Here is a 24,390-nt window from a genome sequence, read left to right on the forward strand (position 1 = left end):
AGCCCAACGGCGGTTGGGCTTCGTCGATATACTAAGCGCCAGTTTCGCCGGGCTGCGGTGTTGTCGCTCAGTCAAAAGTGTCCAATGTGGGAGCGAGCCTGCTCGCGATAGCGGTCTGTCAGCCAACACCAATGTTGGATGTGAAGACCGCTATCGCGAGCAGGCTCGCTCCCACAGGGTTTGGGGCTTTCCACTAGACTGATCCAGGCACCGCATCACCCCGGTTACGCCCGCAACGGGCCGCTTAGGGATATCGACCATGCAATGGATCTTGACGCTGTTGGGCCTGGCACTCGGCTGGGTGGTGGACGAGTCGTTCGCCGATGCGCTGATAGGCGCGCTGGTGGGGCTTGGCATTGCCCAATCGTTTCGACTGGGCCGCCTGGGTCTCCAGGCGACCAAGCAACAGGTCTTGTTGCAAGAGGCCCAGCAGAGCTTGCTCACGCTGCAAGCCCGTCTGGCGGTTCTCGAACGCGGCAAGGTGGCCGAATCGAGTGATCCGGCCCCAGCGCCCGAGGTTGTCGTACCCCAGGCCGCGAAACCCGAGACGCGCACCGAGCCAGAGCTCATCTGGGAATTGCCGCCAGACCTCGAGCCCGTTCCCTCGATGGCCACCCAGGCCAGCCAGCCGTTGCCCGATGACGTTTGGAAGCCCGCGCCAGAGACCTCCAGTCGGCGTGCCCAGCGCGACTTTGCCCCTCTGCCTCTGGAACCGATGGTTGCGCAACCGACGGCGCCGCGTGGTCCTAACTTGTTCGACCGCGCCATTATCGGCGCGCGCAACTGGCTGTTCGGCGGCAACACGGTGCTGCGGGTCGGCGTGGTGCTGCTGTTCCTCGGCCTGGCGTTCCTGTTGCGCTACGCCACCGAAGGCATGGTGGTGCCGATCGAACTGCGTTACGCCGGCGTCGCGGCCAGCGCGTTGGGCCTGCTGGGCCTGGGCTGGTGGTTGCGTCAACGCAACAGTAGTTATGCGTTGATGCTCCAGGGCACCGGGATCGCCGTGCTGTACCTGACGGTGTTCGCCGCCATGCGCCTGCATCCGTTGCTCGATTCCAAGGCGGCCTTGGGGTTGCTGGTGGCAGTTACCGTGTTCTCGGCGATCCTGGCAATTACCCAGAACGCCCTGGGCCTGGCTGCGGCTGCGGCGCTGGGCGGGTTTGCCGCACCGATCCTGACGTCTACCGGCAGCGGTAACCACGTTGCCCTGTTCAGCTATTTCATCCTGCTTAATGCCGGCATCCTCGCGATAGCCTGGTTCAAGGCCTGGCGCCTGCTGAACCTGATCGGCTTCGTCGGCACCTTCGGCATTGGATTCGCCTGGGGCCTGCGTTCTTACACGCCGGAACTGCTCTGGAGCACCGAGCCGTTCCTGATTCTGTTCTTCCTCATTTACCTGGCGATCGGCTTGCTGTTCACCCGTCGCAAACTGTTGGAAATGAGCGATGCCCCAGAGGACGGCAGCCGCGACGCATTGCTGCGCTGGTCGGCGCGCAAGGGTGATTACGTCGACGGCACGATGTTGTTCGCACCGCCGCTGGTGGGTTTCGGTTTGCAGTTCGCCTTGGTGCAGCATTTGGAATTCGCCGCCGCGTTCAGCGCTCTGGCCCTGGGCATGATCTACATGGGCCTGGCCCGCGTGCTGATGGGCGGGCGCGCCTTGCTGCTGGCCGAAACCTGCCTGGCCCTGGGAGTGATTTTTGCCAGCCTGGCGATTCCCTTGGGGCTTGACGCGCGTTGGACCTCGGCGGCCTGGGCCGTGGAGGGCGCAGGGATTTTCTGGCTGGGCCTGCGCCAGCAACGACCCTTGGCCCGAGCGTTTGCCTTGTTGCTGCAATTGGGCTCGGCACTGGCGTTTGTCAGCGAGTTGCGCAACGGCGACGGCAGCCTGCTCGATGGTTCACCACTGGGGGCATTGATGCTCGGCGGCGCCTTGCTGTTCACGTTCTACCAACTGCTCAAGGCTGCGCCTGAACACTGTGCAGCCTGGGAGCGCCGGGGCCTGCCAGTGCTGGCGGTGCTGGGGCTGAGTTTCCTCTATCTGCTGGCACCGCTGTTCTTCCTCACTCACGGCACCGCCATCGCTTGGGCCCTGGCCGGATTGGCGACGCTGTTTGTCGGCCTGCGCCTGCAATCGCGCAGCTTCCTGTTCACTGCATTTGCGGTGCAATTGCTCGGTGGCGCGTTGTTCCTGGTGCGCTTGCAAGGCGCCGAAGGTGATTCGGCGGCGGTGTTCAGCGCGGGCTGGAGCGGTTTGCTCAGCGCCTCGCTGATCGGCCTGGCGTTGATTGGCGGCATGTTGCTGGCGGCACGCGACGATATGGTGCGCAACGATGTCCGGTTGCTGCGCGGCCTCTCAGTGGTGTTGCTGGCAGGACTGGTGCTGATCAATCTAGCGGTGCTGTTCGTGCTGCCATGGCAAACGGCGAGTGGCGTGTGGGCGGCCAGCGGTCTGTTGATCATCTGGCTGAGCCTGTACCTCAAACAACGCGTGAGCTTTGTCTTCGGCCTGCTGCTGCAACTGCTGGGCGGTGCGGCGTTCCTGACGGCAGGGCCGACGCTGTTGGGGCCGCTCAGCGCCGAGGATCTGCGGCCCTTGGCCCACAGCGGCTTCTGGACGCCGCTGGTGCTGGGGCTGGCAGCGCTGGTGGGGGCGTGGCGACTGCAACGGGCCCACGCGGCGCAGGAGTTGCAAGCCTTGGGCTTGCAGCGTCTGTCCGAGTTGCTGCTGATCTGGGGTGCCGGTTGGTGGGCGCTGGCGTGGGTCAGCGAAGTGCTGCGCTTCGCCCCGGCGAACCTGCAAGGTAGCTTGTTGCTGCTGGTCGCGGCGATCAGTGTGGCGGTGTGGACCGTCTTGGCGCTGCGTTTGAAATGGCCGGCGCTGGGGCTGCTGTGCACCTTGTTGATTCCGGCGGCGGGTTGCGTGCTGGTGGCGACGGGGCACGGCTACTATCACCCTGCCGCGGATTTCGGCTGGTTGGCCTGGCTGGCGGTATTTGCCGTGCACTTTTTCTCTCTCAAGCGCCTGGCGGCGATGCTGCCGGCCCGGGCGCGCAGCACGGCCCATGTGCTCGGTTGCTGGTTGCTGATGGCGGTGTTGATGCTGGAGTTGCGTTACGGCCTGCTGTTGCTGTCCGAGCAGTACAACGCTTGGCGCTGGCTGGGTTGGGCGATCCTGCCGAGCCTGTACCTGGTGTTGATGGCCGCGCCGCGTGCCTGGCCATGGCCGATCTCGGCCCAGTCGCGCGAATACCGGGTCTATGCGGCGGCGCCCATGGCGCTGTTGATGCTCGGTTGGTTCTGGCTGACCAACACCTTCAGCGATGGAACCGCAGAGCCACTGCCTTACGTGCCGTTGCTCAATCCCTTGGAGCTGGGCCTGCTGTTCGCCTTGTTCGGTGTCTATGTGTGGGCCCGCAACGCCGTGGCGCAATCGACGAATCGTTGGAACCGCGTCGGACACATCGCCCAGTTGATCGCTGGTGTGTCGCTGTTCGCGTTCTTCACTGCCTTGGTGATGCGCAGTGCCCACCAGTGGATGGGCGTGCCGTTCGAGCTCGATGCGCTGCTTGAATCCATGTTCGTGCAAGCCGGGCTGTCCATCGTCTGGACCTTGATCGCCCTGGGCCTGATGATCGGTGGGCACCTGCGTCACCGTCGAGAGGTGTGGCTGATCGGCGCGGCGTTGATCGCCGTGGTCGTGGCCAAGTTGTTCTTTGTCGAGTTGAGTAACCGTGGCGGTCTGGCGCGGATCGTGTCGTTTATCGGCGTGGGCGTGTTGTTGCTGGTGGTGGGCTATTTCGCGCCGCTGCCGCCCAAGCGCCCGGAAACGGCCTCGCCGGCCGAGCCGCCGATGCCTGTCAGTGAGGGAGTGTCGTCTTGAGTCGCAAGTTGAGTCGCATCGGACTGGGTGTGGTTGGGTTGTGGGTGGCATTGTCGGCTACGGCCCAGGAGCAACCGGCGGATTTCGCCCATCAGGTGCCCTTGGCCCTGAGCGGCGAAGGGCCGTGGTATCGCCTGCCGTTGCCACTGGACGTTCAGTTGCAAGCGCGGCAGACCGACCTGAGCGACCTGCGGGTCTTCAATGCGGCTGGCCAGGCCCAGGCCTACGCGTTGCTGCGCGAGTCGGCCCAGAGCCGGGAAAACCGTACCCTCACCGACGTGAAATGGTTCCCGCTGTACAACGCCGCCGATGACAACGAGCGTGCGCCCAGTGTGCGGGTGCAATCGAACGCCAACGGCACCCTGGTGGAAGTTCAACCCTCCAGCCGCCTCGAAGCGGGGGAGGAGGAACTGCGTGGTTGGCTGTTGGATGCCAGCGCGATCAAGGCGCCATTGCAGCAACTGATCCTCGACTGGACCAGTGAGCGGGACGGTTTCCAGCGGTTCACCATCGAAGCCAGTGACGACTTGCAGCATTGGCAGTCGTGGGGCGAAGGCCAGGTGGCACGCCTGACCTTTGCCGATGAGCGGGTCGAACAACATGAAGTGAGCTTGCCGGGGCAGCCGGCGCGTTACCTGCGGTTGCTGTGGGATTCGCCATCCTCCGCGCCAGTGCTGACCTCGGCCCAACTGCAAAGCGCCAGCCGCGAAAGTTTGCCGTTGCCACTGGTGTGGTCGCAGCCGTTGGCCGGCAGCACCGCGAAGGCCGGTGAGTACACCTGGCAGTTGCCCATGGGGCTGAACATCGAGCAGGTGCAGGTCGAGCTGAGCCAGGCCAACAGCCTGGCGCCGGTGACCCTGGCCGGGCGTCGAGAAAGCAGCCATCCGTGGCAATCGCTGGGCAGTGGCTTGCTCTATCGCCTGACCCAGAATGGCCAGGATGTGCTGCAAAACCAATTGCAACTGTCTGGTCAGACCGTGCAGCAATTGAAACTGACCGTGGACGAGCGCGGCGGCGGCCTGGGAACCGAAGCTCCGGCCCTGCGCTTTGCCGTACGTCCGACCCAGGTGGTGTTCCTGGCGCGCGGCGAGGGGCCTTATAGCCTGGCGCTGGGCAGTGCGACAGTCAAAGCGGCCAGCCTGCCATTGACCACCCTGGTGCCCGACTACAAGCCGTCGCGCCTGGCGACGCTGGGTACGGCGACGGTGAACGGGGTGGCCACGTCGATCCCGGCTGCGGCCACGGCAACCTCGCCTGCGACGGTCGAGACCAACTGGAAGAAAATCGGCTTGTGGGCAGTGCTGTTGATCAGCGTGCTGTTCTTGGCTGCGATGGCGTTCAGCCTGCTGCGCAAGCCGCCGGTCAAAAACTGAGGTGCTGCGCACCCATCGCGAGCAGGCTCGCTCCCACACTGGATTTATGTCGTATACAAAATTGTGTCCGCAGAAGATCAAATGTGGGAGCAAGCCTGCTCGCGATAGCGTCCTCTCAATCAACAGAAATACCCAAGCGAGGCGCCAGCCCGTGAACTCAATCCTCCATATCCCGTCTCATAGGAGGAATTAAGTCCCGACTCGCGCTAAACTGCGCTGGTTTTTCCGCCCCCTATTCTTCGGAGCCGTCCATGTCCCGCGTTACCTTGAGTCGCTATTTGATTGAGCAGACCCGCAGCAACAACACCCCTGCCGATCTGCGCTTTTTGATCGAAGTGGTGGCGCGTGCGTGCAAGGAGATCAGCCACGCCGTTTCCAAAGGCGCGCTGGGTGGTGTCCTGGGCAGCATGGGCACTGAAAACGTACAGGGCGAAGTGCAGAAGAAGCTCGACGTGCTGTCCAACGAAATCCTGCTCGAAGCCAACGAATGGGGCGGTCACCTGGCCGGCATGGCGTCCGAGGAAATGGACAATGCCTACCAGATCCCGGGCAAATACCCCAAGGGTGCCTACCTGCTGGTGTTCGACCCACTGGACGGTTCGTCGAACATCGACATCAACGCCCCGGTCGGCACCATCTTCTCGGTACTGCGTTGCCCGAACGAATACCTGAGCCAGAACGAAGCCCTGAATGAAAAGGCCTTCCTGCAACCAGGCACCCAGCAGGTCGCCGCCGGTTATGCCATCTACGGCCCGCAGACCATGCTGGTGCTGACCCTGGGCGACGGCGTCAAGGGTTTCACCCTGGACCGCGAGATGGGCAGCTTCGTCCTGACCCACGAAGACATCACCATTCCTGAAACCACCCAGGAATTCGCCATCAACATGTCCAACCAGCGTCACTGGGAAGCTCCGGTAAAACGCTACGTTGAAGAGTTGCTGGCAGGCGAGGAAGGTCCGCTGAAGAAGAACTACAACATGCGTTGGGTTGCCGCGATGGTTGCCGATGTGCACCGGATCCTGACCCGTGGCGGTCTGTTCATGTACCCGCGCGACAGCCGTGAGCCGTCCAAGCCGGGCAAGCTGCGCCTGATGTACGAAGCCAACCCGATGTCGTTCCTGGTGGAGCAGGCGGGTGGCGCTTCTACCAACGGTCACCAGCGTATCCTCGACATCCAGCCTGAAGGCCTGCACGAGCGTGTGGCGGTGTTCCTCGGTTCGAAGGAAGAAGTCGCCCGCGTCACGGCCTACCACAAGGAATAAGGCATGGCCGAGCCCTGGCAGTCGTTGCTCGATTGGTGGTTTGGCTCAGCCGACACGCCAGACGAAATATCGGCTGACAAGGGCAAGCTGTGGTTTGGCAAAGGTCATGATCGCCAGGCGCGTGAGCGCTTCGGCGATCTGGTCGAGCAGGCACTGGCCGGTGGATTGACCGACTGGGCGCAACGCCCGGAAGGTTGGCTGGCCCTGGTGCTGCTACTCGATCAGCTCCCGCGAATGATCTTTCGCGACACTCCCAAGGCTTTTTCCGGTGACCTGCGTGCCCAAGCGCTGGTGGCCCAGGGCCTGGCGGCGGGTTTTGACCGGCAACTCAAGCCGATCCAGCGCGTGTTCATCTACCTGGTACTGGAACACTGCGAAAACCTCGCAGTGCAGAACGAAGCCGTGTCACGGTTTATCGATCTGGTGCGGGAGCAGCCTGAGGCGCAGCGGGCGGTGTTTGAAGACAACCTGGATTATGCCGAACGGCATCAGAAGATCATTGCCCGGTTTGGACGCTTTCCTCATCGCAATGCGGTGTTGAGGCGCGAGTCCACGGCTGAGGAAATCGAGTTCTTGAACAGGCCTGGGTCCAGGTTCTGATTTTTTCTGTAAGGCTGATGCCGCTTTCGCGAGCAAGCCCGCTCCCACAGTCGATCGTGTTTCCCTGAAGGAACTCGGTCAACTGTGGGAGCGAGCCTGCTCGCGATGGGGCCCTTGAGAGCGTTAGATCCGGAAACTCCCCACCAACTGCTTCAACCGCGCCGCCTGCTGTTCAAGGTCGGCACAGGCGCGCAAGGTAGCCTGCAGGTTTTCCACGCCTTCCTGGTTCAGGGTGTTGATCTCGGTGATGTCGACGTTGATCGACTCCACCACGGCGGTCTGTTCTTCGGTGGCGGTGGCCACGGACTGGTTCATGCCGTCGATTTCACCGATGCGCTGGGTCACGCTGCCCAGGCGTTCGCCGGCCTGGTTGGCGATGCCGACGCTGCTTTCGCTCTGGCGCTGGCTGTCGGTCATGGTCAGCACCGCTTCCCGGGCGCCGACTTGCAGTTCCTCGATCATCTTCTGCACTTGCTGCGCCGAGTCCTGGGTCCGGTGGGCCAGGTTGCGCACTTCATCGGCGACCACCGCGAAGCCGCGTCCGGCTTCACCAGCCCGGGCGGCTTCGATGGCGGCGTTCAGGGCGAGCAGGTTGGTCTGCTGGGAAATGCTGGTGATCACCTCCAGGATCTGGCCGATGTTCACCGTGTTGCTGTTCAGGGTTTCGATGTTGCCGCACGAATCGCTGATCTTGGCTGACAACTGCTGCATGGCGGCGATGGTTTTATCCACCACTTGCTGGCCGTCTTCGGCCAGGCTGCGGGCATCGCTGGAGTGCTGCGAGGCGAGGGCGGCGTTCTGGGCGATCTCCTGGGCGGCGGCACCGAGTTGGTTGATGGCCGCGGCGACGCTGCTGGTGCGCGAAGCCTGCTGGTCGGAGTTGAACATCGACGAGTTGGACGCACTGACCACACGCAGGGCGACTTCGTTGACTTGGCCGGTGGCCGAGGCCACTTCGCGGATCGAGGTATGGATACGCTCGACAAAGCGGTTGAACGAAGTCCCCAGGGCGCCGAATTCATCGTGGCCGTGGATGATCAGGCGCCGGGTCAGGTCGCCTTCGCCCTCGGCGATGTCATGCATCGCGCGGCCCATGGTCAGCAGCGGTTGCATCAGCACGCGGATCAACATGCCAAGCAGGGCGATGATGAACACCACGGCAATGACCATGGCGATCAGTGCCGAAGTACGGAACTCGCTGAGCATCGCCAGCGCGGTGTCCTTGTCGAGCACCAGCGCCACGTACCAGTCGGCGCCCGGCACACCGTTGACGTGGGTGAAGGAGATGAACTGGGTCTTGCCGTCGAGGTCGACTTCTTTCACGCCGGGGCTGATTTGCGGCGCGCCGTTGGGGTAGGCCTCGGCCAGGGTCTTGAGCACGCGCTTGCTGTCGGGGTGGATCAGGATCTTGCCGTCGGCGCTGACGATGAACGCGTGGCCGTGGCCGCCGAAGTTCAGCGAGTTGATGATGGCGCTGATGCTGGACAGGTCGATGTCCGCACCGGCCACGCCGATCATCTGGTTCTGGTGCTGCACCGGAGTGGCGACGGTGATCACCAGCTTGCCCGACGAAGCGGCGATATAGGGTTCGGTGACGATGGTTTGTTGTGCGCTGTTGGCGGCCTTGTACCAGCCACGGGCGCGGGGGTCGTAATCGGCGGCACGATTGCCGGCCGGTACCGAGAACATCACACCGTCGGTGCCGCCAAAATAGCTGAGCTGGAAGTTGCTGGTGTAGGCCGGCAAGCCCACGGCGCGCTTGAGGCTGTCGGCGCCGCTGCCGTCCACGGCGATCTGCTGGGCCAGCGATTGCAGCAACTGGATGCGACCTTCGACCCACGTCTGGATGTTACGGCTGGTCAGGCTGCCGAGTTCCTGCATGGAAGTCTCGGTGCTGGCGTGCAGGCTCTGGCGTTGACGATAGTCGTTGAACAGGATGAAACAGGCGAAAGCAATGGCCACCACAAGGGCGGCAGCCAACAGGATTTTATGGCTGAATTTCATGTTTCTGGTCATTAATAACACTACCGCGGGGGGATGAGTCAGGACGGGCTGTCAATTTGCCATAACGCAGGATTTTGCGCCGTTACTTTTTATCGGCGCAAAAGCCCGGCCCATCAGGCGTCAAGGGCCCAATCCCGACGAAAGGTACGACGCTGTCACAAATCGATTGATTCACCGATGAAACACCTCTGTACAGCCAATAAATACTGGGGGCGTCAGGGAACCAGATAGGGGTTTTCTCTTCTAAGGATCAGGTTGGCACCCTGCCACCTCCCTTCCGCTTCAGGAGTTACACCATGTCGCTGCGATCTATCGCCCTGCTGTTTATGTGCGTCGTGTTGACCGCATGCAGCAAGGTCAACCAGGAAAACTACTCGAAACTGTCGGCTGGCATGCCCAAGTCCGAAGTCGAAACGTTGCTGGGGAAACCGACCGATTGTTCAGGCGCGCTCGGCATGTCCAGCTGCACCTGGGGCGACCAGAAAAGCTTTATCAGCGTGCAGTACGCCGGTGACAAAGTGTTGATGTTTTCCGGCCAAGGCCTGAAGTAAACCGGGGCCATGGGCCCACGGGAGAAAAATAATGATGCGGTTAGTTTTTGTGCTTTTGGCTGGCCTGGTTTTGGCTGGCTGTGCCACTTCTGGCGAAGATCCGTTGGCACCCAAGACGGTCAACAGCGTCAATCTCAAGCGTTACCAAGGGACCTGGTATGAGTTGGCCCGCCTGCCCATGTATTTCCAGCGCAATTGCGCGCAATCGGAAGCTCACTACACCCTCAAGCCAGACGGCAACATGGGTGTGCTCAATCGCTGCCTGACCTCGGACTGGCAGTGGGAAGAAGCCAGGGGCACCGCCACGCCCCAGGTGCCGGGCAAGACCGACAAGCTCTGGGTCGAATTCGACAACTGGTTTTCGCGGATCGTGCCGGGCGTGGCGAAAGGGCAATACTGGGTGTTGTACGTCAGCGATGACTATAAGACCGCTATCGTTGGCGACCCGAGCCGTCGCTACATGTGGCTGCTGTCCCGTACGCCGACCGTCAATAGCGTCGTGCGCGAGGAACTGCTGAGCATCGCGCGCCAGCAGGGCTACGACACGACACGGTTGATCTGGCGAGCGTCGGATCGGCAGATGGCCAAGACTTCGGATTGATCGACGCCTGGGACCACAATGTGGGAGCGGGCTTGCTCGCGAATACGGTGTATCAGACACATAGATGTCGGCTGTCACACCGCATTCGCGAGCAAGCCCGCTCCCACATTTTTATCCGCGTTAGCCCAGCAGTTCGCGCAGCACCTGGGTAAACGCCCGGGCGCTTTCCTCTTCGCCGGCATGACGCCCATCGCGCACGACCCATTGGCCGCCGACCATCACATCGCGCACCTGACGATCCCCGCCGGCAAACAGCCAGCGATTGAGGATCCCGTCGCCCTGGGTCGTGGCCAGGTACGGGTCGTTGCCATCGAGCACCAGCCAGTCGGCGCGCTTGCCGATTGCCAGGGCGCCCACCGGTTGCCCCAGGGCCTGGGCACCGCCTTCCAGCGCCGCGTCAAACAGCGTGCGGCCGACCATCGGCTGATCCGCACGATACAAACGGTTACGCCGTTGGTCCCGCAGGCGCTGGCCGTATTCCAGCCAGCGCAGTTCTTCCACCACGCTCAACGACACATGACTGTCGGAACCGATACCCAGGCGCCCACCCTGGGCGAGGAAATCCACGGCGGGGAAAATCCCGTCCCCCAGGTTGGCTTCGGTGGTCAGGCACAGGCCGGCAATCGCCCGACTCTTGGCCATGAGGCTGACTTCCTCGGCGTTGGCATGGGTGGCGTGGACCAGGCACCAGCGTTGGTCGACTTCGGTGTTTTCGTACAGCCATTGCAGCGGGCGGGCGCCGCTCCAGCTCAGGCAGTCGTCGACTTCCTTCTGCTGCTCGGCGATGTGGATATGCACCGGGCACTCACGGTCGCTGGCGGCCAGCACATCCTGGATCTGCCCGGGTGTCACGGCGCGCAACGAGTGGAAGCACAAACCCAGGGTCTGGGACGGTTGTCCGGCCAGGACCGGCTGCAAGCGTGACTGAAGCTTCAGGTAGTTTTCGCTGCTGTTGATGAACCGACGCTGCCCATCATTGGGCGCCTGGCCGCCAAAACCGGAATGACTGTAGAGCACCGGCAGCAGCGTCAGGCCAATGCCGACGGCGCTGGCGGCGTGGCTGATGCGCAAGGCCAGCTCCGCCGGGTCGGCGTAGGGCGTGCCGTCGGTGTCGTGGTGCACATAGTGGAATTCGGCGACCGAGGTGTAGCCGGCCTTGAGCATTTCGATGTACAGCTGGCGGGCGATGATGCCGAGTTGATCGGGGCTGATTTTTCCGACGAGGCGATACATCAAGTCGCGCCAGGTCCAGAAACTGTCGTTGGGATTGCCGGCCACTTCCGCCAGCCCGGCCATGGCCCGTTGGAAGGCGTGGGAGTGCAGGTTCGGCATGCCCGGCAACAGCGGACCACCCAGCCGTTCGGCACCGTCTGCATGGGAGCCGGCCTGGATATGGGTCAGCACGCCCTCGGCGTCGACCTCAAGACGTACATCATTGGCCCATCCATTAGGCAGCAGCGCGCGTTCGGCAAAGAAGGCGGACATGGTTCAACCTCATTGTGCGTAATTTGTATATACATATACAGACGTTTGCCTGGCCGGTAAACTCCGGCAAGCTAGCAACCTTATCCGCAGAACAGGGAACCGCCGTGCCGACTCCGCCTGCCAAACCGCCGCTGGCCGCAAACATGGGTGACAGTCCGGCGCCCTTGTACGCCCGCGTCAAACAGATGATCACCCAGCAGATCGACAGTGGAAACTGGCCGCCGCACTACCGTGTGCCGTCGGAAAGCGAACTGGTCAGCCAGTTGGGTTTCAGCCGCATGACCATCAACCGTGCCCTGCGGGAAATGACCGCTGATGGCCTGTTGGTGCGCATGCAGGGCGTCGGCACGTTCGTGGCCGAGCCCAAGAGCCAGTCCGCGCTGTTCGAAGTGCATAACATCGCCGACGAAATCGCCTCCCGTGGTCATCGCCACACCTGCAAGGTCATCACCCTCGAAGAAGAGGCGGCCGGTTCCGAGCGTGCGCTGGCCCTGGACATGCGTGAAGGCCAGAAGGTCTTCCATTCGCTGATCGTGCATTTCGAGAACGACATTCCCGTGCAAATCGAGGACCGTTTCGTCAACGCATTGGTGGCGCCGGACTACCTCAAGCAGGATTTCACCGTACAAACGCCCTACGCCTATCTGAACCAGGTCGCACCGCTGACCGAGGGCGAGCATGTGGTCGAGGCGATCCTGGCCGAGCCGAGCGAATGCAAGCTGCTGCAGATCGAAAGGGGCGAGCCGTGCCTGTTGATCCGCCGTCGTACCTGGTCCGGACGCCAGCCGGTGACCGCCGCACGCCTGATCCACCCGGGCTCGCGTCATAGTCTGGAAGGACGGTTTCATAAATGAGTGACTTGAAGGTTTTACGCGCTGCGGATTATCCACGCATGCCATGGAAAAACGGCGGCGGCAGCACCGAGGAAATCACTCGCGATGCCGGAACCGGCCTGGAGGGTTTTGGCTGGCGTCTGTCGATTGCCGATATCGCTGAGTCGGGCGGTTTTTCTACATTCACCGGTTACGAGCGGATCATCAGCGTCTTGCAGGGTGACGGCATGACACTGAACGTCGATGGCCAGGTTACGCGGCCATTGCATCCGCTGGACCCCTTTGCGTTCAGCGGCGAAAGTCATGTCTTTTGCACGTTGCTGGGCGGACCGATCCGTGACTTCAACCTGATCTATGCACCGCAGCGTTACCGCGCGCGGTTGCAGTGGATGGGGGGCCAACAGCGGTTTTTCAGCGAGGCAGGGACGGTGCTGGTGTTCAGCGCGGCCCCGGGATTGGCGATCAAGATTGGCGAGTCCGCCATCAACCTGGGCCTCTACGACTGCCTGCAATTGAGCGGTAACACCGGGCTGCTGGACATCTCCAGCCACGGCCAGTGCTGCGTGATCGAGTTGACGGCCCACTAATTTCAGCTTCTTGAGTACCCTGTGGGAGCAAGGCTTGCCCGCGATGCAGGCGATGCGGTCTGCCAGAAAATCGAGTCGCCTGCGTCGCGGGCAAGCCTTGCTCCCACAGATAAATCCCCTCGCCACAAGGTACCAGCCTGCTGTTTCTGTACGCACCAACTTGTTACCGAATGCCCCAGCGTGGCGCAATACCACGCTTTTGTGCCTCGCCGATTTTCCCCTCGAAAACCCTCTTAAAAAATTTCATGCAGCTCAGCAGCCCTTAAGTCACAAGGCTTTCAGCCAATTCCCCGACCGTTCCTGAACACCGCCTCCAACAAGTTGGCCGCTTGATTGCATATGCTTGTACATACAAGTAAAGACGTATGCGTATGAGTCACCGATATTCAACGCAACGTTCGTAGAAATCGCTGCCCACTGCCCGGGCTGGTCTGGATTGATCGCTGAGGAGTTTTTGCTGTGACCGACGCTACCCGCAAACCCGAAAAATACCGTGACGTTGAAATCCGCGCGCCTCGCGGTAACACGCTGACCGCCAAGAGCTGGCTGACTGAAGCGCCGCTGCGTATGTTGATGAACAACCTCGACCCGGAAGTGGCCGAGAACCCCAAGGAACTGGTGGTCTACGGTGGCATCGGCCGCGCGGCGCGCAACTGGGAGTGCTACGACAAGATCGTCGAAAGCCTGACCAACCTGAACGACGACGAAACCCTGCTGGTGCAATCCGGCAAGCCGGTGGGCGTGTTCAAGACCCACAGCAATGCGCCTCGCGTCCTGATCGCCAACTCCAACCTGGTGCCGCACTGGGCCAGTTGGGAACACTTCAACGAACTCGACGCCAAGGGCCTGGCCATGTACGGCCAGATGACCGCCGGCAGCTGGATCTACATCGGCAGCCAGGGCATCGTCCAGGGCACCTACGAAACCTTCGTCGAGGCTGGTCGCCAACATTACGACTCCAACCTCAAGGGCCGCTGGGTCCTCACCGCCGGCCTGGGCGGCATGGGCGGCGCACAACCATTGGCCGCGACCCTGGCCGGTGCTTGCTCGCTGAACATCGAATGCCAGCAGGTCAGCATCGATTTCCGCCTCAAGACCCGTTACGTCGACGAGCAGGCCAAAGACCTCGACGACGCCCTGGCCCGTATCGAGAAGTACACCGCCGAAGGCAAGGCGATTTCCATCGCGCTGTGTGGGAACGCCGCTGAAATCCTGCCGGAAATGGTCCGTCGTGGCGTGCGCCCGGACATGGTCACCGACCAGACCAGCGCCCACGACCCACTCAACGGCTACCTGCCGGCCGGGTGGACCTGGGACGAATACCGCGCCCGCGCCAAGACCGAACCCGCCGCCGTGGTGAAGGCCGCCAAGCAATCGATGGCCGTCCACGTCAAAGCCATGCTGGCTTTCCAGAAAATGGGCGTGCCGACCTTCGACTACGGCAACAACATCCGTCAGATGGCCCAGGAAGAAGGCGTCGAAAATGCCTTCGATTTCCCAGGCTTCGTCCCGGCCTACATCCGTCCGCTGTTCTGCCGTGGCATCGGCCCGTTCCGTTGGGCCGCGCTGTCGGGTGATCCGCAGGACATCTACAAGACCGACGCCAAGGTCAAGGAACTGATTCCCGACGACGCTCATTTGCACAACTGGCTGGACATGGCCCGCGAGCGCATCAGCTTCCAGGGCTTGCCGGCACGTATCTGCTGGGTTGGCCTGGGCCAGCGCGCCAAGTTGGGCCTGGCCTTCAACGAGATGGTGCGCAGCGGCGAATTGTCGGCCCCTATCGTGATTGGTCGCGACCATCTGGACTCCGGTTCCGTGGCCAGCCCCAACCGTGAAACCGAATCCATGCAGGACGGTTCCGACGCGGTCTCCGACTGGCCGCTGCTCAACGCCTTGCTCAACACCGCCAGCGGCGCGACCTGGGTTTCGCTGCACCACGGTGGCGGCGTCGGCATGGGCTTCTCCCAGCATTCGGGCATGGTGATCGTCTGCGACGGTACCGACGAAGCGGCCGAGCGCATTGCTCGTGTGCTGCATAACGACCCGGGTACCGGGGTGATGCGCCATGCCGATGCCGGTTACCAGATCGCTATCGACTGCGCGAAAGAACAGGGGCTGAACCTGCCGATGATCACCGGCAAATAATGCAAATTCCCCTGTAGGAGCGAGCCTGCTCGCGATGACGTCAGCACATTCAATTCAGGTGTCGGCTGATAGATCGCAATCGCGAGCAGGCTCGCTCCCACATGGAAATTGCAGCGCCAATGAATTCCAGAACAATCCACCAGAGGTTGAACCATGGCTGTCAGTAGCACACGCGCAAGCAGCAAGCCGTTGATCGAGAAACGTTCGATCGACTACATCCCGGAAGCGGAGCGGCACGGTCGGTTGTTGAGCCAGTTCACTCTCTGGATGGGGGCCAACCTGCAAATCACTGCCATTGTCACCGGCGCATTGGCGGTGGTGCTGGGCGGTGACGTGTTCTGGTCGTTGATCGGTTTGCTGATCGGCCAACTGCTCGGCGGTGGCGTGATGGCGTTGCATGCCGCACAAGGACCCAAGCTTGGCCTGCCGCAGATGATCTCCAGCCGGGTGCAGTTCGGTGTCTACGGCGCGGCCATCCCGATCGTGCTGGTGTGCCTGATGTACCTGGGTTTCACCGCAACCGGAACCGTGCTTTCCGGCCAGGCGCTGGGCCAGTTGTTCGGCGTCAGCGACAGTGTCGGCATCCTCATTTTCGCCAGTGTCATCGTGCTGGTCACGGTGCTCGGTTATCGGGTGATTCACTTCATTGGTCGTGTCGCCAGCATCCTTGGCGTGATTGCCTTTGTTTACCTGTTCGCTCGCCTGATTAGCCAGACAGACGTTGGCGCACTCCTGCAAATCCGCCATTTCAGCTGGAGCAGCTTCCTGCTGGCGGTGTCGCTTGCGGCATCCTGGCAGATCGCCTTCGGCCCCTACGTGGCGGACTATTCGCGTTACCTGCCGAGCAAGACGTCCTCGGTGAAAACCTTTTTTGCCGCAGGCGCCGGTTCAGTCATCGGTGCGCAGGTAGCGATGATTCTCGGCGTGTTTGCCGCCGCCTCGGCCAACGGGCAGTTCGCAGGTCACGAAGTGGCCTACATCGTTGGCCTGGGGGGGACCGGCGCCACCGCTGCGCTGCTGTACTTCAGCATCGCGTTCGGCAAGGTCACCATCTCCACGCTGAACTCCTACGGCAGCTTCATGTGCATTGCCACCATCATCAGCGGTTTTCGTGGGCACCTGAACGTCACGCGCTTGCAGCGCCTGGTCTTCGTGCTGGTCATCGTCGGCGCCGCGACCCTGATCGCGCTGCTCGGCCAGCACTCGTTCCTCGGTGCGTTCAAGTCCTTCATCCTGTTCTTGCTGGCGTTCTTTACGCCGTGGAGCGCGATCAACCTGGTGGACTACTACTGCATCACTCGCGAGCGCTATGACGTGCCGGCACTGGCTGACCCGAACGGTCGCTACGGTCGCTGGAACGCCCTCGGTATCAGCATCTATGCGGTAGGTGTACTGATTCAATTGCCGTTCATTGCCACCAAGTTCTATACCGGTCCGCTGGTGGGAGCGATGGGGGGTGTGGATATTTCCTGGATCATCGGTCTGGTGGTCCCGGCGGTGCTGTATTACCTCGCCGCCAAGAAGTGGCATAGCGCTGTACCCGATCAATTGATCCTGCCGGTCGAGCAGGACACGGTTGACGCACAACCGAGCAGGGCGGGCCGCGTTCAAGCGGTCTGATGGGACGTTGACAGGGCTGGATGCCTCTTGACTGCCGTAAGCCAATTCACTGATTAGGAGCGTCACACAATGAAATCGAACAAGACCCTGCTGACCACATTGCTTTCCATGGGCCTGCTGGCCAGTGCCGGCGCCACGCAAGCGGCGGGTTGGTGCGAGTCGGGCAAACCGGTGAAGTTCGCCGGCCTGAACTGGGAAAGTGGCATGCTGCTGACCGACGTCCTGCAAGTGGTGCTGGAAAAAGGCTACGACTGCAAGACCGACAGCCTGCCAGGCAACTCCATCACCATGGAAAACGCCCTGAGCAGCAACGACATCCAGGTGTTTGCCGAAGAGTGGGTCGGCCGCAGCGAAGTCTGGAACAAGGCCGAGAAGGCCGGCAAAGTGGTCGGTGTCGGTGCCCCGGTCGTAGGCGCCATCGAAGGTTGGTACGTGCCGCGCTACGTGGTGGAAGGCGATGCCAAGCGCAAGCTCGAAGCCAAGGCGCCAGGCCTGAAGAACATCGCCGACCTGGGGCAGTACGCCGCCGTGTTCAAGGATCCGGAAGAACCGTCCAAGGGCCGTTTCTACAACTGCCCGGCCGGCTGGACCTGCGAGCTGGACAACAGCGAAATGCTGAAGAGCTATGGCCTGGAAAAAACCTACACCAACTTCCGCCCCGGCACTGGCCCGGCGCTGGATGCGGCGGTGCTGTCGAGCTACAAGCGTGGCGAACCGATCCTGTTCTACTACTGGTCGCCAACGCCGCTGATGGGCCAGGTGGATCTGGTGAAACTGGAAGAAAAACCGGGCGTGGATAAGAGCGTGAGCATCAAGGTCGGCCTGTCCAAGACCTTCCATGACGAAGCACCGGAACTGGTGGCCGTGCTGGAAAAGGTCAACCTGCCCATCGACATCCTGAACCAGAACCTCGGACGCATGGCCAAGGAGCGGATCGAGTCGCCAAAACTGGCGAAGATCTTCCTGAAGGAACATCCTGAAGTCTGGCACGCCTGGGTAAGCGAAGACGCTGCCAAGAAAATCGACGCGGCTCTGTAGGTCGAATACCCCCGGCCAGTCGTAGGGCTGGCCGGGACGTTCACCGCATCCACTTGATCGAGAGTCTCTTATGTTTCCCGAAAGCTTTACCTTCTCCATCGCCGACTGGGTCAACGGTTGGGTTGACTCCCTGGTGACCAACTATGGCGATGTGTTCCGGCACATCTCCGACACCCTGCTGTGGGCCATCGTCAACCTCGAAGGCCTGCTGCGCATGGCGCCCTGGTGGCTGATGCTGGCCATCGTCGGCGGCGTTGCCTGGCACGCCACCCGCAAGGTCGTGGCCACGGCGGTCATCGTCGGCCTGTTGTTCCTGGTGGGGGCGGTGGGCCTGTGGGACAAACTGATGCAGACCCTCGCCCTGATGCTGGTGGCGACGCTGATCTCGGTGTTGATCGGCATCCCGCTGGGCATCCTCTCGGCGCGCAGCAATCGCCTGCGTTCGGTGCTGATGCCGCTGCTGGACATCATGCAGACCATGCCGAGCTTCGTGTACCTGATTCCGGTGTTGATGCTGTTCGGCCTGGGCAAGGTCCCGGCGATTTTCGCCACGGTGATCTATGCCGCGCCGCCATTGATTCGCCTGACCGACCTGGGCATTCGCCAAGTGGACGGCGAAGTGATGGAAGCCATCAACGCGTTTGGCGCCAATCGCTGGCAACAGCTGTTCGGCGTGCAACTGCCCCTGGCCCTGCCGAGCATCATGGCCGGGATCAACCAGACCACCATGATGGCCCTGTCGATGGTCGTCATCGCTTCGATGATCGGCGCCCGAGGCCTGGGTGAAGACGTGCTGGTGGGCATCCAGACCCTCAACGTCGGACGCGGCCTCGAAGCGGGGCTGGCCATCGTGATTCTCGCCGTGGTCATCGACCGCATTACCCAGGCCTATGGTCGTCCTCGGCACGAGGTGAGCAAATGAGCAACGCAGCCATCAGCAAGATCGAAGTCAAGAACGTCTTCAAGATTTTCGGCAATCGCTCCAAGGAAGCCCTGGAGCTGATCCGCCAGAACAAGACCAAGGACCAGGTACTGGCCGAAACCGGTTGCGTGGTCGGCGTGAACGACTTATCGCTGAGTATCGGCACCGGTGAGATCTTCGTGATCATGGGCCTGTCCGGCTCCGGCAAGTCCACGTTGGTGCGGCACTTCAACCGGCTGATCGATCCTACCAGTGGGGCGATCCTGGTGGACGGTGAAGACATCCTGCAACTGGACATGGACGCCCTGCGCGAGTTTCGCCGGCACAAGATCAGCATGGTGTTCCAGAGCTTCGGCCTGCTGCCCCACAAGAGCGTGCTGGACAACGTCGCCTACGGCTTGAAAGTGCGCGGCGAGAGCAAGCAGGTGTGCGCTGAGCGAGCGCTGCACTGGATCAACACCGTGGGCCTGAAGGGCTATGAGAACAAGTACCCGCACCAGCTCTCCGGCGGCATGCGCCAGCGCGTGGGCCTGGCCCGTGCCTTGGCGGCGGACACCGACATCATCCTGATGGACGAAGCCTTCAGCGCCCTCGACCCGCTGATCCGCGCGGAAATGCAGGACCAGTTGCTGGAGCTGCAAAAGACCCTGCACAAGACCATTGTGTTCATCACCCACGACCTCGACGAGGCCGTGCGCATCGGCAACCGCATCGCGATTCTCAAGGACGGCAAACTGATCCAGGTCGGCACGCCGCGCGAGATCCTGCACTCGCCGGCGGATGAGTATGTCGATCGGTTCGTGCAGCGCAGGGCGGCGGTGGTTTGAGGTTGTGGTGGTCGGCGCGCTTTTGTGGCGAGGGAGCTTGCTCCCGCTCGGGCGCGCAGCGGCCGCTTCTTTTGGGCCTGCTGCGCAGTCCAGCGGGAGCAAGCTCCCTCGCCACAGAGGCTATGCCTTAAGCAGATGTGATGCTGAAATGAATTTTTCATGAGGTTGAAGATGTCCCAGGCTGAAAAAATCGTAATCGCCGATGCCCCGTTGCGCTGGCAGGACGTGGTCGCCGTCGCCCGCTTCGGCGCTGTGCTCGAGCTGTCGGCCCAGGCCTGGGCACGGATCGACAATGCCCAGGCCATTGTCCAGCGCATCGTCGAAAGCGGTGAGCGTGCCTACGGCGTCAACACCGGCCTGGGAGCCTTGTGCAATGTCTCGCTCAAGGACGAACAACTCAGCCAACTGTCACGCAACACCCTGCTCAGCCATGCCTGTGGTGTCGGCGCGCCGCTTTCCGATGAGCAGACCCGGGCGATTCTCTGCGCCGCCATCCTCAACTACAGCCAGGGCAAGTCCGGCATTCATCGTCGGGTGGTCGAAGCGCTGCTGGCGTTGCTCAATCGTGGCATCACACCGCAAGTGCCCTCCCAAGGTTCGGTGGGCTACCTGACCCACATGGCCCACATCAGCATCGCGCTGCTGGGCGTGGGCAATGTCAGCTATCGCGGGCAAACAGTCCCGGCGCAACAGGCCCTGGCTGCCGAAGGCCTGCAACCGGTGCAACTGGGGGCCAAGGACGGTTTGTGCCTGGTCAACGGCACACCGTGCATGACCGGTCTGAGCTGCCTGGCTCTCGCCGATGCGACGCGCCTGCTGCAATGGGCCGATGTGATCGGTGCCATGAGCTTCGAGGCCCAGCGCGGGCAGATCGCAGCGTTCGATGCCGAGATCATCGCCCTCAAGCCGCACCCGGGCATGCAGCAAGTCGGGGGCAACTTGCGGGCCTTGCTCGACGGCAGCGAAGTCATCGCCGCGAGCCTGGGCATTCGCACCCAGGACGCCTTGAGTATCCGCTCGATTCCCCAAGTGCACGGAGCCGCTCGCGATCAGTTGGAGCATGCCCGTAAACAGATCGAAACCGAACTCAACGCCACCACCGATAACCCGCTGCTGCTGGGCACGCCGGAAAACTTCCGCGTCATGTCCCAGGCCAACCCCCACGGCCAGTCGGTGGCGTTGGCGGCGGATCTGCTGGCGATTGCCATGGCCGAAATCGGCTCCATCGCCGAGCGCCGCCTCGACCGTTTGATCAACCCCCATGTCAGCGGCCTGCCGGCATTCCTGGTGGCCAACCCCGGGGTGAATTCGGGGATGATGATCGTGCAATACGTCGCCGCGTCGCTGTGCGCCGAGAACAAGCAACTGGCGCAACCGGCGGTGCTCGACAACTTCGTCACTTCAGGGCTGCAAGAGGATCACTTGAGCATGGGCACCAACGCCGCCCTGAAGCTGCATCGGGCGTTGGAAAACTGCACGCAGATCCTCGCCATCGAATACCTGCTGGCGGCCCAGGCCTTTGAGTTTCTCAAGACGCAACGCTTCGGTGCCGGCACCGACGTTGCGTGGAAACTGCTGCGCGAGCATGTCCCGGCCTACGACCAGGACCGCTGGCTGGCGCCGGACATCGCCAGCGCCGCCGCGCTGCTTAAAGATCCAGCCGTGCTGCACAACGCTTTACCGAATTTGAACTGATCAAAAACCGCCAGCGTGCCAAGGCACCCATCGCCCAAAAGGCGAGGGTGACGGATAACGGAACATTCCGGAGCGACTGGCGGGTGAAAACAAAACTCTCAAAAGGAGCAATACATGACTGCCTTAAACCTGATTCCCGGCCAATTGAGCTTGGCTCAATTGCGTGACATCTATCAGCAACCCGTGACCCTGAGCCTCGACGCCAGCGCGTCGGCGCAGATCGAAGCCAGTGTCGCCTGCGTTGAACAGATCCTGGCCGAGAACCGCACCGCCTACGGCATCAACACCGGTTTCGGCTTGCTGGCCTCGACCCGCATCGCCAGCGAAGACCTGGAAAACCTGCAGCGCTCCCTGGTGCTGTCCCATGCCGCCGGGGTGGGCGAGCCGATCAGCGATGCGTTGGTTCGGCTGGTCATGGTGCTCAAGGTCAACAGCCTCAGCCGGGGCTTTTCCGGGATCCGCCGGCAGGTGATCGATGCGCTGATTGCGCTGATCAATGCCGAGGTCTATCCGCACATTCCGCTGAAAGGCTCGGTCGGCGCTTCCGGCGACCTGGCACCACTGGCCCACATGTCCCTGGTGTTGCTGGGCGAGGGTAAGGCCCGCTACAAGGGCGAATGGCTGCCGGCTGTCGAAGCGCTGAAAGTGGCCGGCCTTGCGCCGCTGACCCTGGCGGCGAAAGAAGGCCTGGCGCTGCTCAACGGCACTCAGGTGTCCACCGCGTTTGCCCTGCGTGGCCTGTTCGAAGGCGAAGACCTGTTCGCCGGTGCCCTGGCCCTGGGCAGCCTGACGGTGGAAGCGGTGCTCGGCTCGCGTTCGCCATTCGACGCGCGCATTCATGCCGCCCGCGGCCAGAAAGGCCAGATCGATGCCGCCGCTGCCTACCGCGACCTGTTGGGCGAACGTAGCGAAGTCTCCGATTCGCACCAGAACTGCGACAAGGTCCAGGACCCCTACTCCCTGCGCTGCCAGCCGCAAGTGATGGGCGCCTGCCTGACCCAGTTCCGCCAGGCCGCCGAAGTGCTGGTGATCGAGGCCAACGCGGTGTCGGACAACCCGCTGGTGTTCGCCGCCGAGGGTGACGTGATTTCCGGTGGCAACTTCCACGCCGAACCGGTGGCGATGGCTGCCGACAACATGGCCTTGGCGATCGCCGAAATCGGCTCCCTGAGCGAGCGGCGTATTTCGTTGATGATGGACAAGCACATGTCGCAACTGCCGCCGTTCCTGGTGGCCAATGGTGGGGTGAACTCGGGCTTCATGATCGCCCAGGTCACCGCTGCCGCCCTGGCCAGTGAAAACAAGGCGCTGTCCCATCCTCATTCGGTAGACAGCCTGCCGACCTCGGCCAACCAGGAAGACCACGTTTCCATGGCCCCGGCCGCTGGCAAGCGCCTGTGGGAAATGGCCGAGAACACTCGCGGGATTCTCGCGGTGGAATGGCTGGCGGCTTGCCAGGGGTTGGACCTGCGCGGTGGTTTGAAGACCTCCGCGAAGCTGGAACAGGCTCGCAGCCTGTTGCGCGCAGAAGTGCCGTTTTATGAGAAGGACCGGTTCTTTGCGCCGGACATCAACGCGGCGAGCGAGTTGTTGGCCAGTCGTTGCCTGAATGAACTGGTCACGGCGCAATTGCTGCCGAGCCTGTAAGGGCCTCATCGCGAGCAGGCTCGCTCCCACAAGGTTCAGCGCAATCCTTGTGGGAGTGAGCCTGCTCGCGAATCGATTTTGAATGAGACGAGGAGACTCGGGATGAAAACCCTCTGGCAAAACTGCCACGCCGCGACCATGGCCCAGGGCGTCTACTCGATCATCGAAGACGCCGCCATCGTCACCCAGGGCGGGCACATCCAATGGATCGGCCCGCGTGCCGAATTGCCGACGGGTGACTACCCGGCGGTCAACGATCTCAAGGGCGCCTGGGTCACCCCGGGGCTGATCGACTGCCACACCCACACAGTGTTTGGTGGCAACCGCAGTGGTGAATTCGAACAGCGCCTGCAAGGTGTCAGCTACGCCGAAATCGCGGCGGCCGGCGGTGGCATCGCCAGCACCGTGCGCGCCACTCGCGCCGCCAGCGAAGAAGAGTTGTTCGCCAGTGCCGCCAAGCGCCTGCAAAGCTTGATGCGCGACGGCGTGACCACGGTGGAAATCAAATCCGGCTACGGCCTGGACCTGGCCAGCGAACGCAAGATCCTGCGGGTCATCCGCCGTCTCGGTGCCGAACTGCCGGTCAGCGTGCGCAGCACCTGTCTGGCGGCCCACGCCTTGCCACCGGAATACAAAGATCGCGCCGATGACTACATCGAGCACATCTGCACCGAGATGCTGCCGGCCCTGGCAGCCGAAGGCTTGGTGGATGCGGTGGATGCCTTCTGCGAATACCTGGCGTTTTCCCCAGCGCAAGTCGAGCGGGTGTTTATCGCAGCGCAGCAACTGGGGCTGCCAGTGAAGCTGCACGCCGAGCAATTGTCGTCCCTGCACGGTTCAAGCCTGGCGGCGCGTTACCAGGCGCTGTCGGCCGATCACCTGGAGTTCATGACCGAAGACGATGCCAAGGCCATGGCCGAGGCCGGCACGGTGGCGGTGCTGCTGCCGGGGGCGTTTTATTTCCTGCGCGAAACCCAGCTGCCGCCCATGGACGCCCTGCGCAAGCACGGCGTGAAGATCGCCGTGGCCAGCGACCTCAACCCCGGCACCTCGCCGGCGCTGTCGCTGCGCTTGATGTTGAACATGGCCTGCACCTGTTTTCGCATGACCCCGGAAGAAGCCCTGGCCGGGGTGACCATTCATGCCGCCCAGGCCTTGGGCATGGCGGACACCCACGGTTCGCTGGAAGCCGGCAAGGCGGCGGATTTTGTCGCCTGGCACATCGACCGCCCGGCCGACCTGGCGTACTGGCTTGGTGGCGATCTGGAAAAGCGCGTCGTGCGTCACGGCGTTGAAATCGATTGAGGAGAACGG

The 24,390-nt window shown here is 62.4% G+C and carries 18 protein-coding genes; 16 read left to right on the forward strand and 2 right to left on the reverse strand.

What is annotated here, in order from left to right:
- The first annotated feature begins 259 nt into the window (after positions 1–259).
- The 4 genes from PSH86_RS02050 to PSH86_RS02065 all read left to right on the forward strand — a co-directional run bounded on the left by PSH86_RS02050 (position 260) and on the right by PSH86_RS02065 (position 7,118).
- The gene (locus PSH86_RS02050) at positions 260–3,883 is read left to right on the forward strand and encodes a DUF2339 domain-containing protein (RefSeq protein WP_305487441.1); all 3,624 of its coding nucleotides are present in this window, start codon (positions 260–262) and stop codon (positions 3,881–3,883) included.
- Positions 3,880–5,256, forward strand: a complete 1,377-nt coding sequence (locus tag PSH86_RS02055) for a DUF3999 domain-containing protein (RefSeq protein ID WP_212801753.1) — start codon at positions 3,880–3,882, stop codon at positions 5,254–5,256. The genes PSH86_RS02050 and PSH86_RS02055 overlap by 4 nt, the downstream gene beginning before the upstream one ends.
- 251 nt (positions 5,257–5,507) lie before the next feature.
- Entirely contained in the window at positions 5,508–6,518 is a 1,011-nt protein-coding gene (locus PSH86_RS02060; RefSeq protein ID WP_116833968.1) for a class 1 fructose-bisphosphatase, read from the forward strand.
- Between the two features lie 3 nt (positions 6,519–6,521).
- Positions 6,522–7,118 carry a DUF924 family protein gene (locus PSH86_RS02065; protein ID WP_249015853.1) on the forward strand — a complete coding sequence of 199 codons (597 nt, stop codon included), beginning with the start codon at positions 6,522–6,524 and terminating at the stop codon, positions 7,116–7,118.
- A 123-nt stretch (positions 7,119–7,241) separates the two neighbouring features.
- Here the strand turns inward: PSH86_RS02065 and PSH86_RS02070 are convergent, their stop codons facing one another.
- A complete protein-coding gene (locus PSH86_RS02070; protein WP_204334266.1) occupies positions 7,242–9,134 on the reverse strand; it encodes a methyl-accepting chemotaxis protein in 1,893 nt (630 codons plus the stop codon).
- A gap of 284 nt (positions 9,135–9,418) precedes the next feature.
- On the opposite strand from PSH86_RS02070, the gene PSH86_RS02075 reads away from it, so the two are divergent.
- Both PSH86_RS02075 and PSH86_RS02080 read left to right on the forward strand, forming a co-directional pair.
- Complete coding sequence (locus PSH86_RS02075) at positions 9,419–9,673, forward strand: lipoprotein (RefSeq protein ID WP_018608002.1); 255 nt, start codon at positions 9,419–9,421, stop codon at positions 9,671–9,673.
- 31 nt (positions 9,674–9,704) lie between these two features.
- The gene (locus PSH86_RS02080; protein WP_109752001.1) at positions 9,705–10,274 is read left to right on the forward strand and encodes a lipocalin family protein; all 570 of its coding nucleotides are present in this window, start codon (positions 9,705–9,707) and stop codon (positions 10,272–10,274) included.
- A 120-nt stretch (positions 10,275–10,394) separates the two neighbouring features.
- Here the strand turns inward: PSH86_RS02080 and PSH86_RS02085 are convergent, their stop codons facing one another.
- A complete protein-coding gene (locus tag PSH86_RS02085) occupies positions 10,395–11,759 on the reverse strand; it encodes a formimidoylglutamate deiminase (protein ID WP_163855691.1) in 1,365 nt (454 codons plus the stop codon).
- A gap of 143 nt (positions 11,760–11,902) precedes the next feature.
- On the opposite strand from PSH86_RS02085, the gene hutC reads away from it, so the two are divergent.
- The 10 genes from hutC to hutI all read left to right on the forward strand — a co-directional run bounded on the left by hutC (position 11,903) and on the right by hutI (position 24,381).
- Positions 11,903–12,613: a histidine utilization repressor gene (gene hutC, locus PSH86_RS02090; RefSeq protein ID WP_170845945.1), complete on the forward strand. Its 711-nt coding sequence runs from the start codon at positions 11,903–11,905 to the stop codon at positions 12,611–12,613.
- Positions 12,610–13,179, forward strand: coding sequence for a HutD family protein (locus tag PSH86_RS02095; RefSeq protein WP_109752003.1), 570 nt, complete (start codon positions 12,610–12,612; stop codon positions 13,177–13,179). Before hutC ends, PSH86_RS02095 begins: the two co-directional genes overlap by 4 nt.
- Before the next feature lie 459 nt (positions 13,180–13,638).
- Positions 13,639–15,327, forward strand: coding sequence for a urocanate hydratase (gene hutU, locus PSH86_RS02100; protein ID WP_039592729.1), 1,689 nt, complete (start codon positions 13,639–13,641; stop codon positions 15,325–15,327).
- Between the two features lie 153 nt (positions 15,328–15,480).
- A complete protein-coding gene (locus tag PSH86_RS02105) occupies positions 15,481–16,947 on the forward strand; it encodes a cytosine permease (protein WP_176688770.1) in 1,467 nt (488 codons plus the stop codon).
- Positions 16,948–17,016: 69 nt separating this feature from the next.
- Complete coding sequence (locus tag PSH86_RS02110; RefSeq protein WP_014336129.1) at positions 17,017–17,985, forward strand: ABC transporter substrate-binding protein; 969 nt, start codon at positions 17,017–17,019, stop codon at positions 17,983–17,985.
- A 70-nt stretch (positions 17,986–18,055) separates the two neighbouring features.
- On the forward strand, positions 18,056–18,907 hold the full coding sequence (locus PSH86_RS02115; protein WP_109752006.1) for a proline/glycine betaine ABC transporter permease: 852 nt from the start codon (positions 18,056–18,058) through the stop codon (positions 18,905–18,907).
- Positions 18,904–19,734: a glycine betaine/L-proline ABC transporter ATP-binding protein gene (locus tag PSH86_RS02120; protein ID WP_050586211.1), complete on the forward strand. Its 831-nt coding sequence runs from the start codon at positions 18,904–18,906 to the stop codon at positions 19,732–19,734. Before PSH86_RS02115 ends, PSH86_RS02120 begins: the two co-directional genes overlap by 4 nt.
- 171 nt (positions 19,735–19,905) lie before the next feature.
- Positions 19,906–21,429 (forward strand): histidine ammonia-lyase, encoded by a 1,524-nt coding sequence (gene hutH, locus PSH86_RS02125; RefSeq protein WP_232201465.1) that lies wholly within the window; start codon positions 19,906–19,908, stop codon positions 21,427–21,429.
- Positions 21,430–21,543: 114 nt separating this feature from the next.
- Positions 21,544–23,076: a histidine ammonia-lyase gene (gene hutH / locus PSH86_RS02130; RefSeq protein ID WP_109752008.1), complete on the forward strand. Its 1,533-nt coding sequence runs from the start codon at positions 21,544–21,546 to the stop codon at positions 23,074–23,076.
- A 102-nt stretch (positions 23,077–23,178) separates the two neighbouring features.
- Complete coding sequence (hutI, locus tag PSH86_RS02135; RefSeq protein ID WP_109752009.1) at positions 23,179–24,381, forward strand: imidazolonepropionase; 1,203 nt, start codon at positions 23,179–23,181, stop codon at positions 24,379–24,381.
- Positions 24,382–24,390: the final 9 nt, after the last annotated feature.

The organism is Pseudomonas sp. FP2300, assembly GCF_030687595.1.
GTDB lineage: Bacteria > Pseudomonadota > Gammaproteobacteria > Pseudomonadales > Pseudomonadaceae > Aquipseudomonas > Aquipseudomonas bijieensis.

What these genes read in the sequence shown, in the direction of transcription:
- hutC (WP_170845945.1), top strand. Translation starts at nt 11,903, where the DNA reads ATGGGTGACAGTCCGGCGCCCTTGTACGCCCGCGTCAAACAGATGATC.
- PSH86_RS02065 (WP_249015853.1), top strand. Translation starts at nt 6,522, where the DNA reads ATGGCCGAGCCCTGGCAGTCGTTGCTCGATTGGTGGTTTGGCTCAGCC.
- hutH (WP_109752008.1), top strand. Translation starts at nt 21,544, where the DNA reads ATGACTGCCTTAAACCTGATTCCCGGCCAATTGAGCTTGGCTCAATTG.
- PSH86_RS02070 (WP_204334266.1), bottom strand. Translation starts at nt 9,134, where the DNA reads ATGACCAGAAACATGAAATTCAGCCATAAAATCCTGTTGGCTGCCGCC.
- PSH86_RS02095 (WP_109752003.1), top strand. Translation starts at nt 12,610, where the DNA reads ATGAGTGACTTGAAGGTTTTACGCGCTGCGGATTATCCACGCATGCCA.
- PSH86_RS02110 (WP_014336129.1), top strand. Translation starts at nt 17,017, where the DNA reads ATGAAATCGAACAAGACCCTGCTGACCACATTGCTTTCCATGGGCCTG.
- PSH86_RS02050 (WP_305487441.1), top strand. Translation starts at nt 260, where the DNA reads ATGCAATGGATCTTGACGCTGTTGGGCCTGGCACTCGGCTGGGTGGTG.
- PSH86_RS02085 (WP_163855691.1), bottom strand. Translation starts at nt 11,759, where the DNA reads ATGTCCGCCTTCTTTGCCGAACGCGCGCTGCTGCCTAATGGATGGGCC.
- PSH86_RS02115 (WP_109752006.1), top strand. Translation starts at nt 18,056, where the DNA reads ATGTTTCCCGAAAGCTTTACCTTCTCCATCGCCGACTGGGTCAACGGT.
- PSH86_RS02075 (WP_018608002.1), top strand. Translation starts at nt 9,419, where the DNA reads ATGTCGCTGCGATCTATCGCCCTGCTGTTTATGTGCGTCGTGTTGACC.
- hutI (WP_109752009.1), top strand. Translation starts at nt 23,179, where the DNA reads ATGAAAACCCTCTGGCAAAACTGCCACGCCGCGACCATGGCCCAGGGC.
- PSH86_RS02080 (WP_109752001.1), top strand. Translation starts at nt 9,705, where the DNA reads ATGATGCGGTTAGTTTTTGTGCTTTTGGCTGGCCTGGTTTTGGCTGGC.
- PSH86_RS02060 (WP_116833968.1), top strand. Translation starts at nt 5,508, where the DNA reads ATGTCCCGCGTTACCTTGAGTCGCTATTTGATTGAGCAGACCCGCAGC.
- PSH86_RS02120 (WP_050586211.1), top strand. Translation starts at nt 18,904, where the DNA reads ATGAGCAACGCAGCCATCAGCAAGATCGAAGTCAAGAACGTCTTCAAG.
- PSH86_RS02105 (WP_176688770.1), top strand. Translation starts at nt 15,481, where the DNA reads ATGGCTGTCAGTAGCACACGCGCAAGCAGCAAGCCGTTGATCGAGAAA.
- hutH (WP_232201465.1), top strand. Translation starts at nt 19,906, where the DNA reads ATGTCCCAGGCTGAAAAAATCGTAATCGCCGATGCCCCGTTGCGCTGG.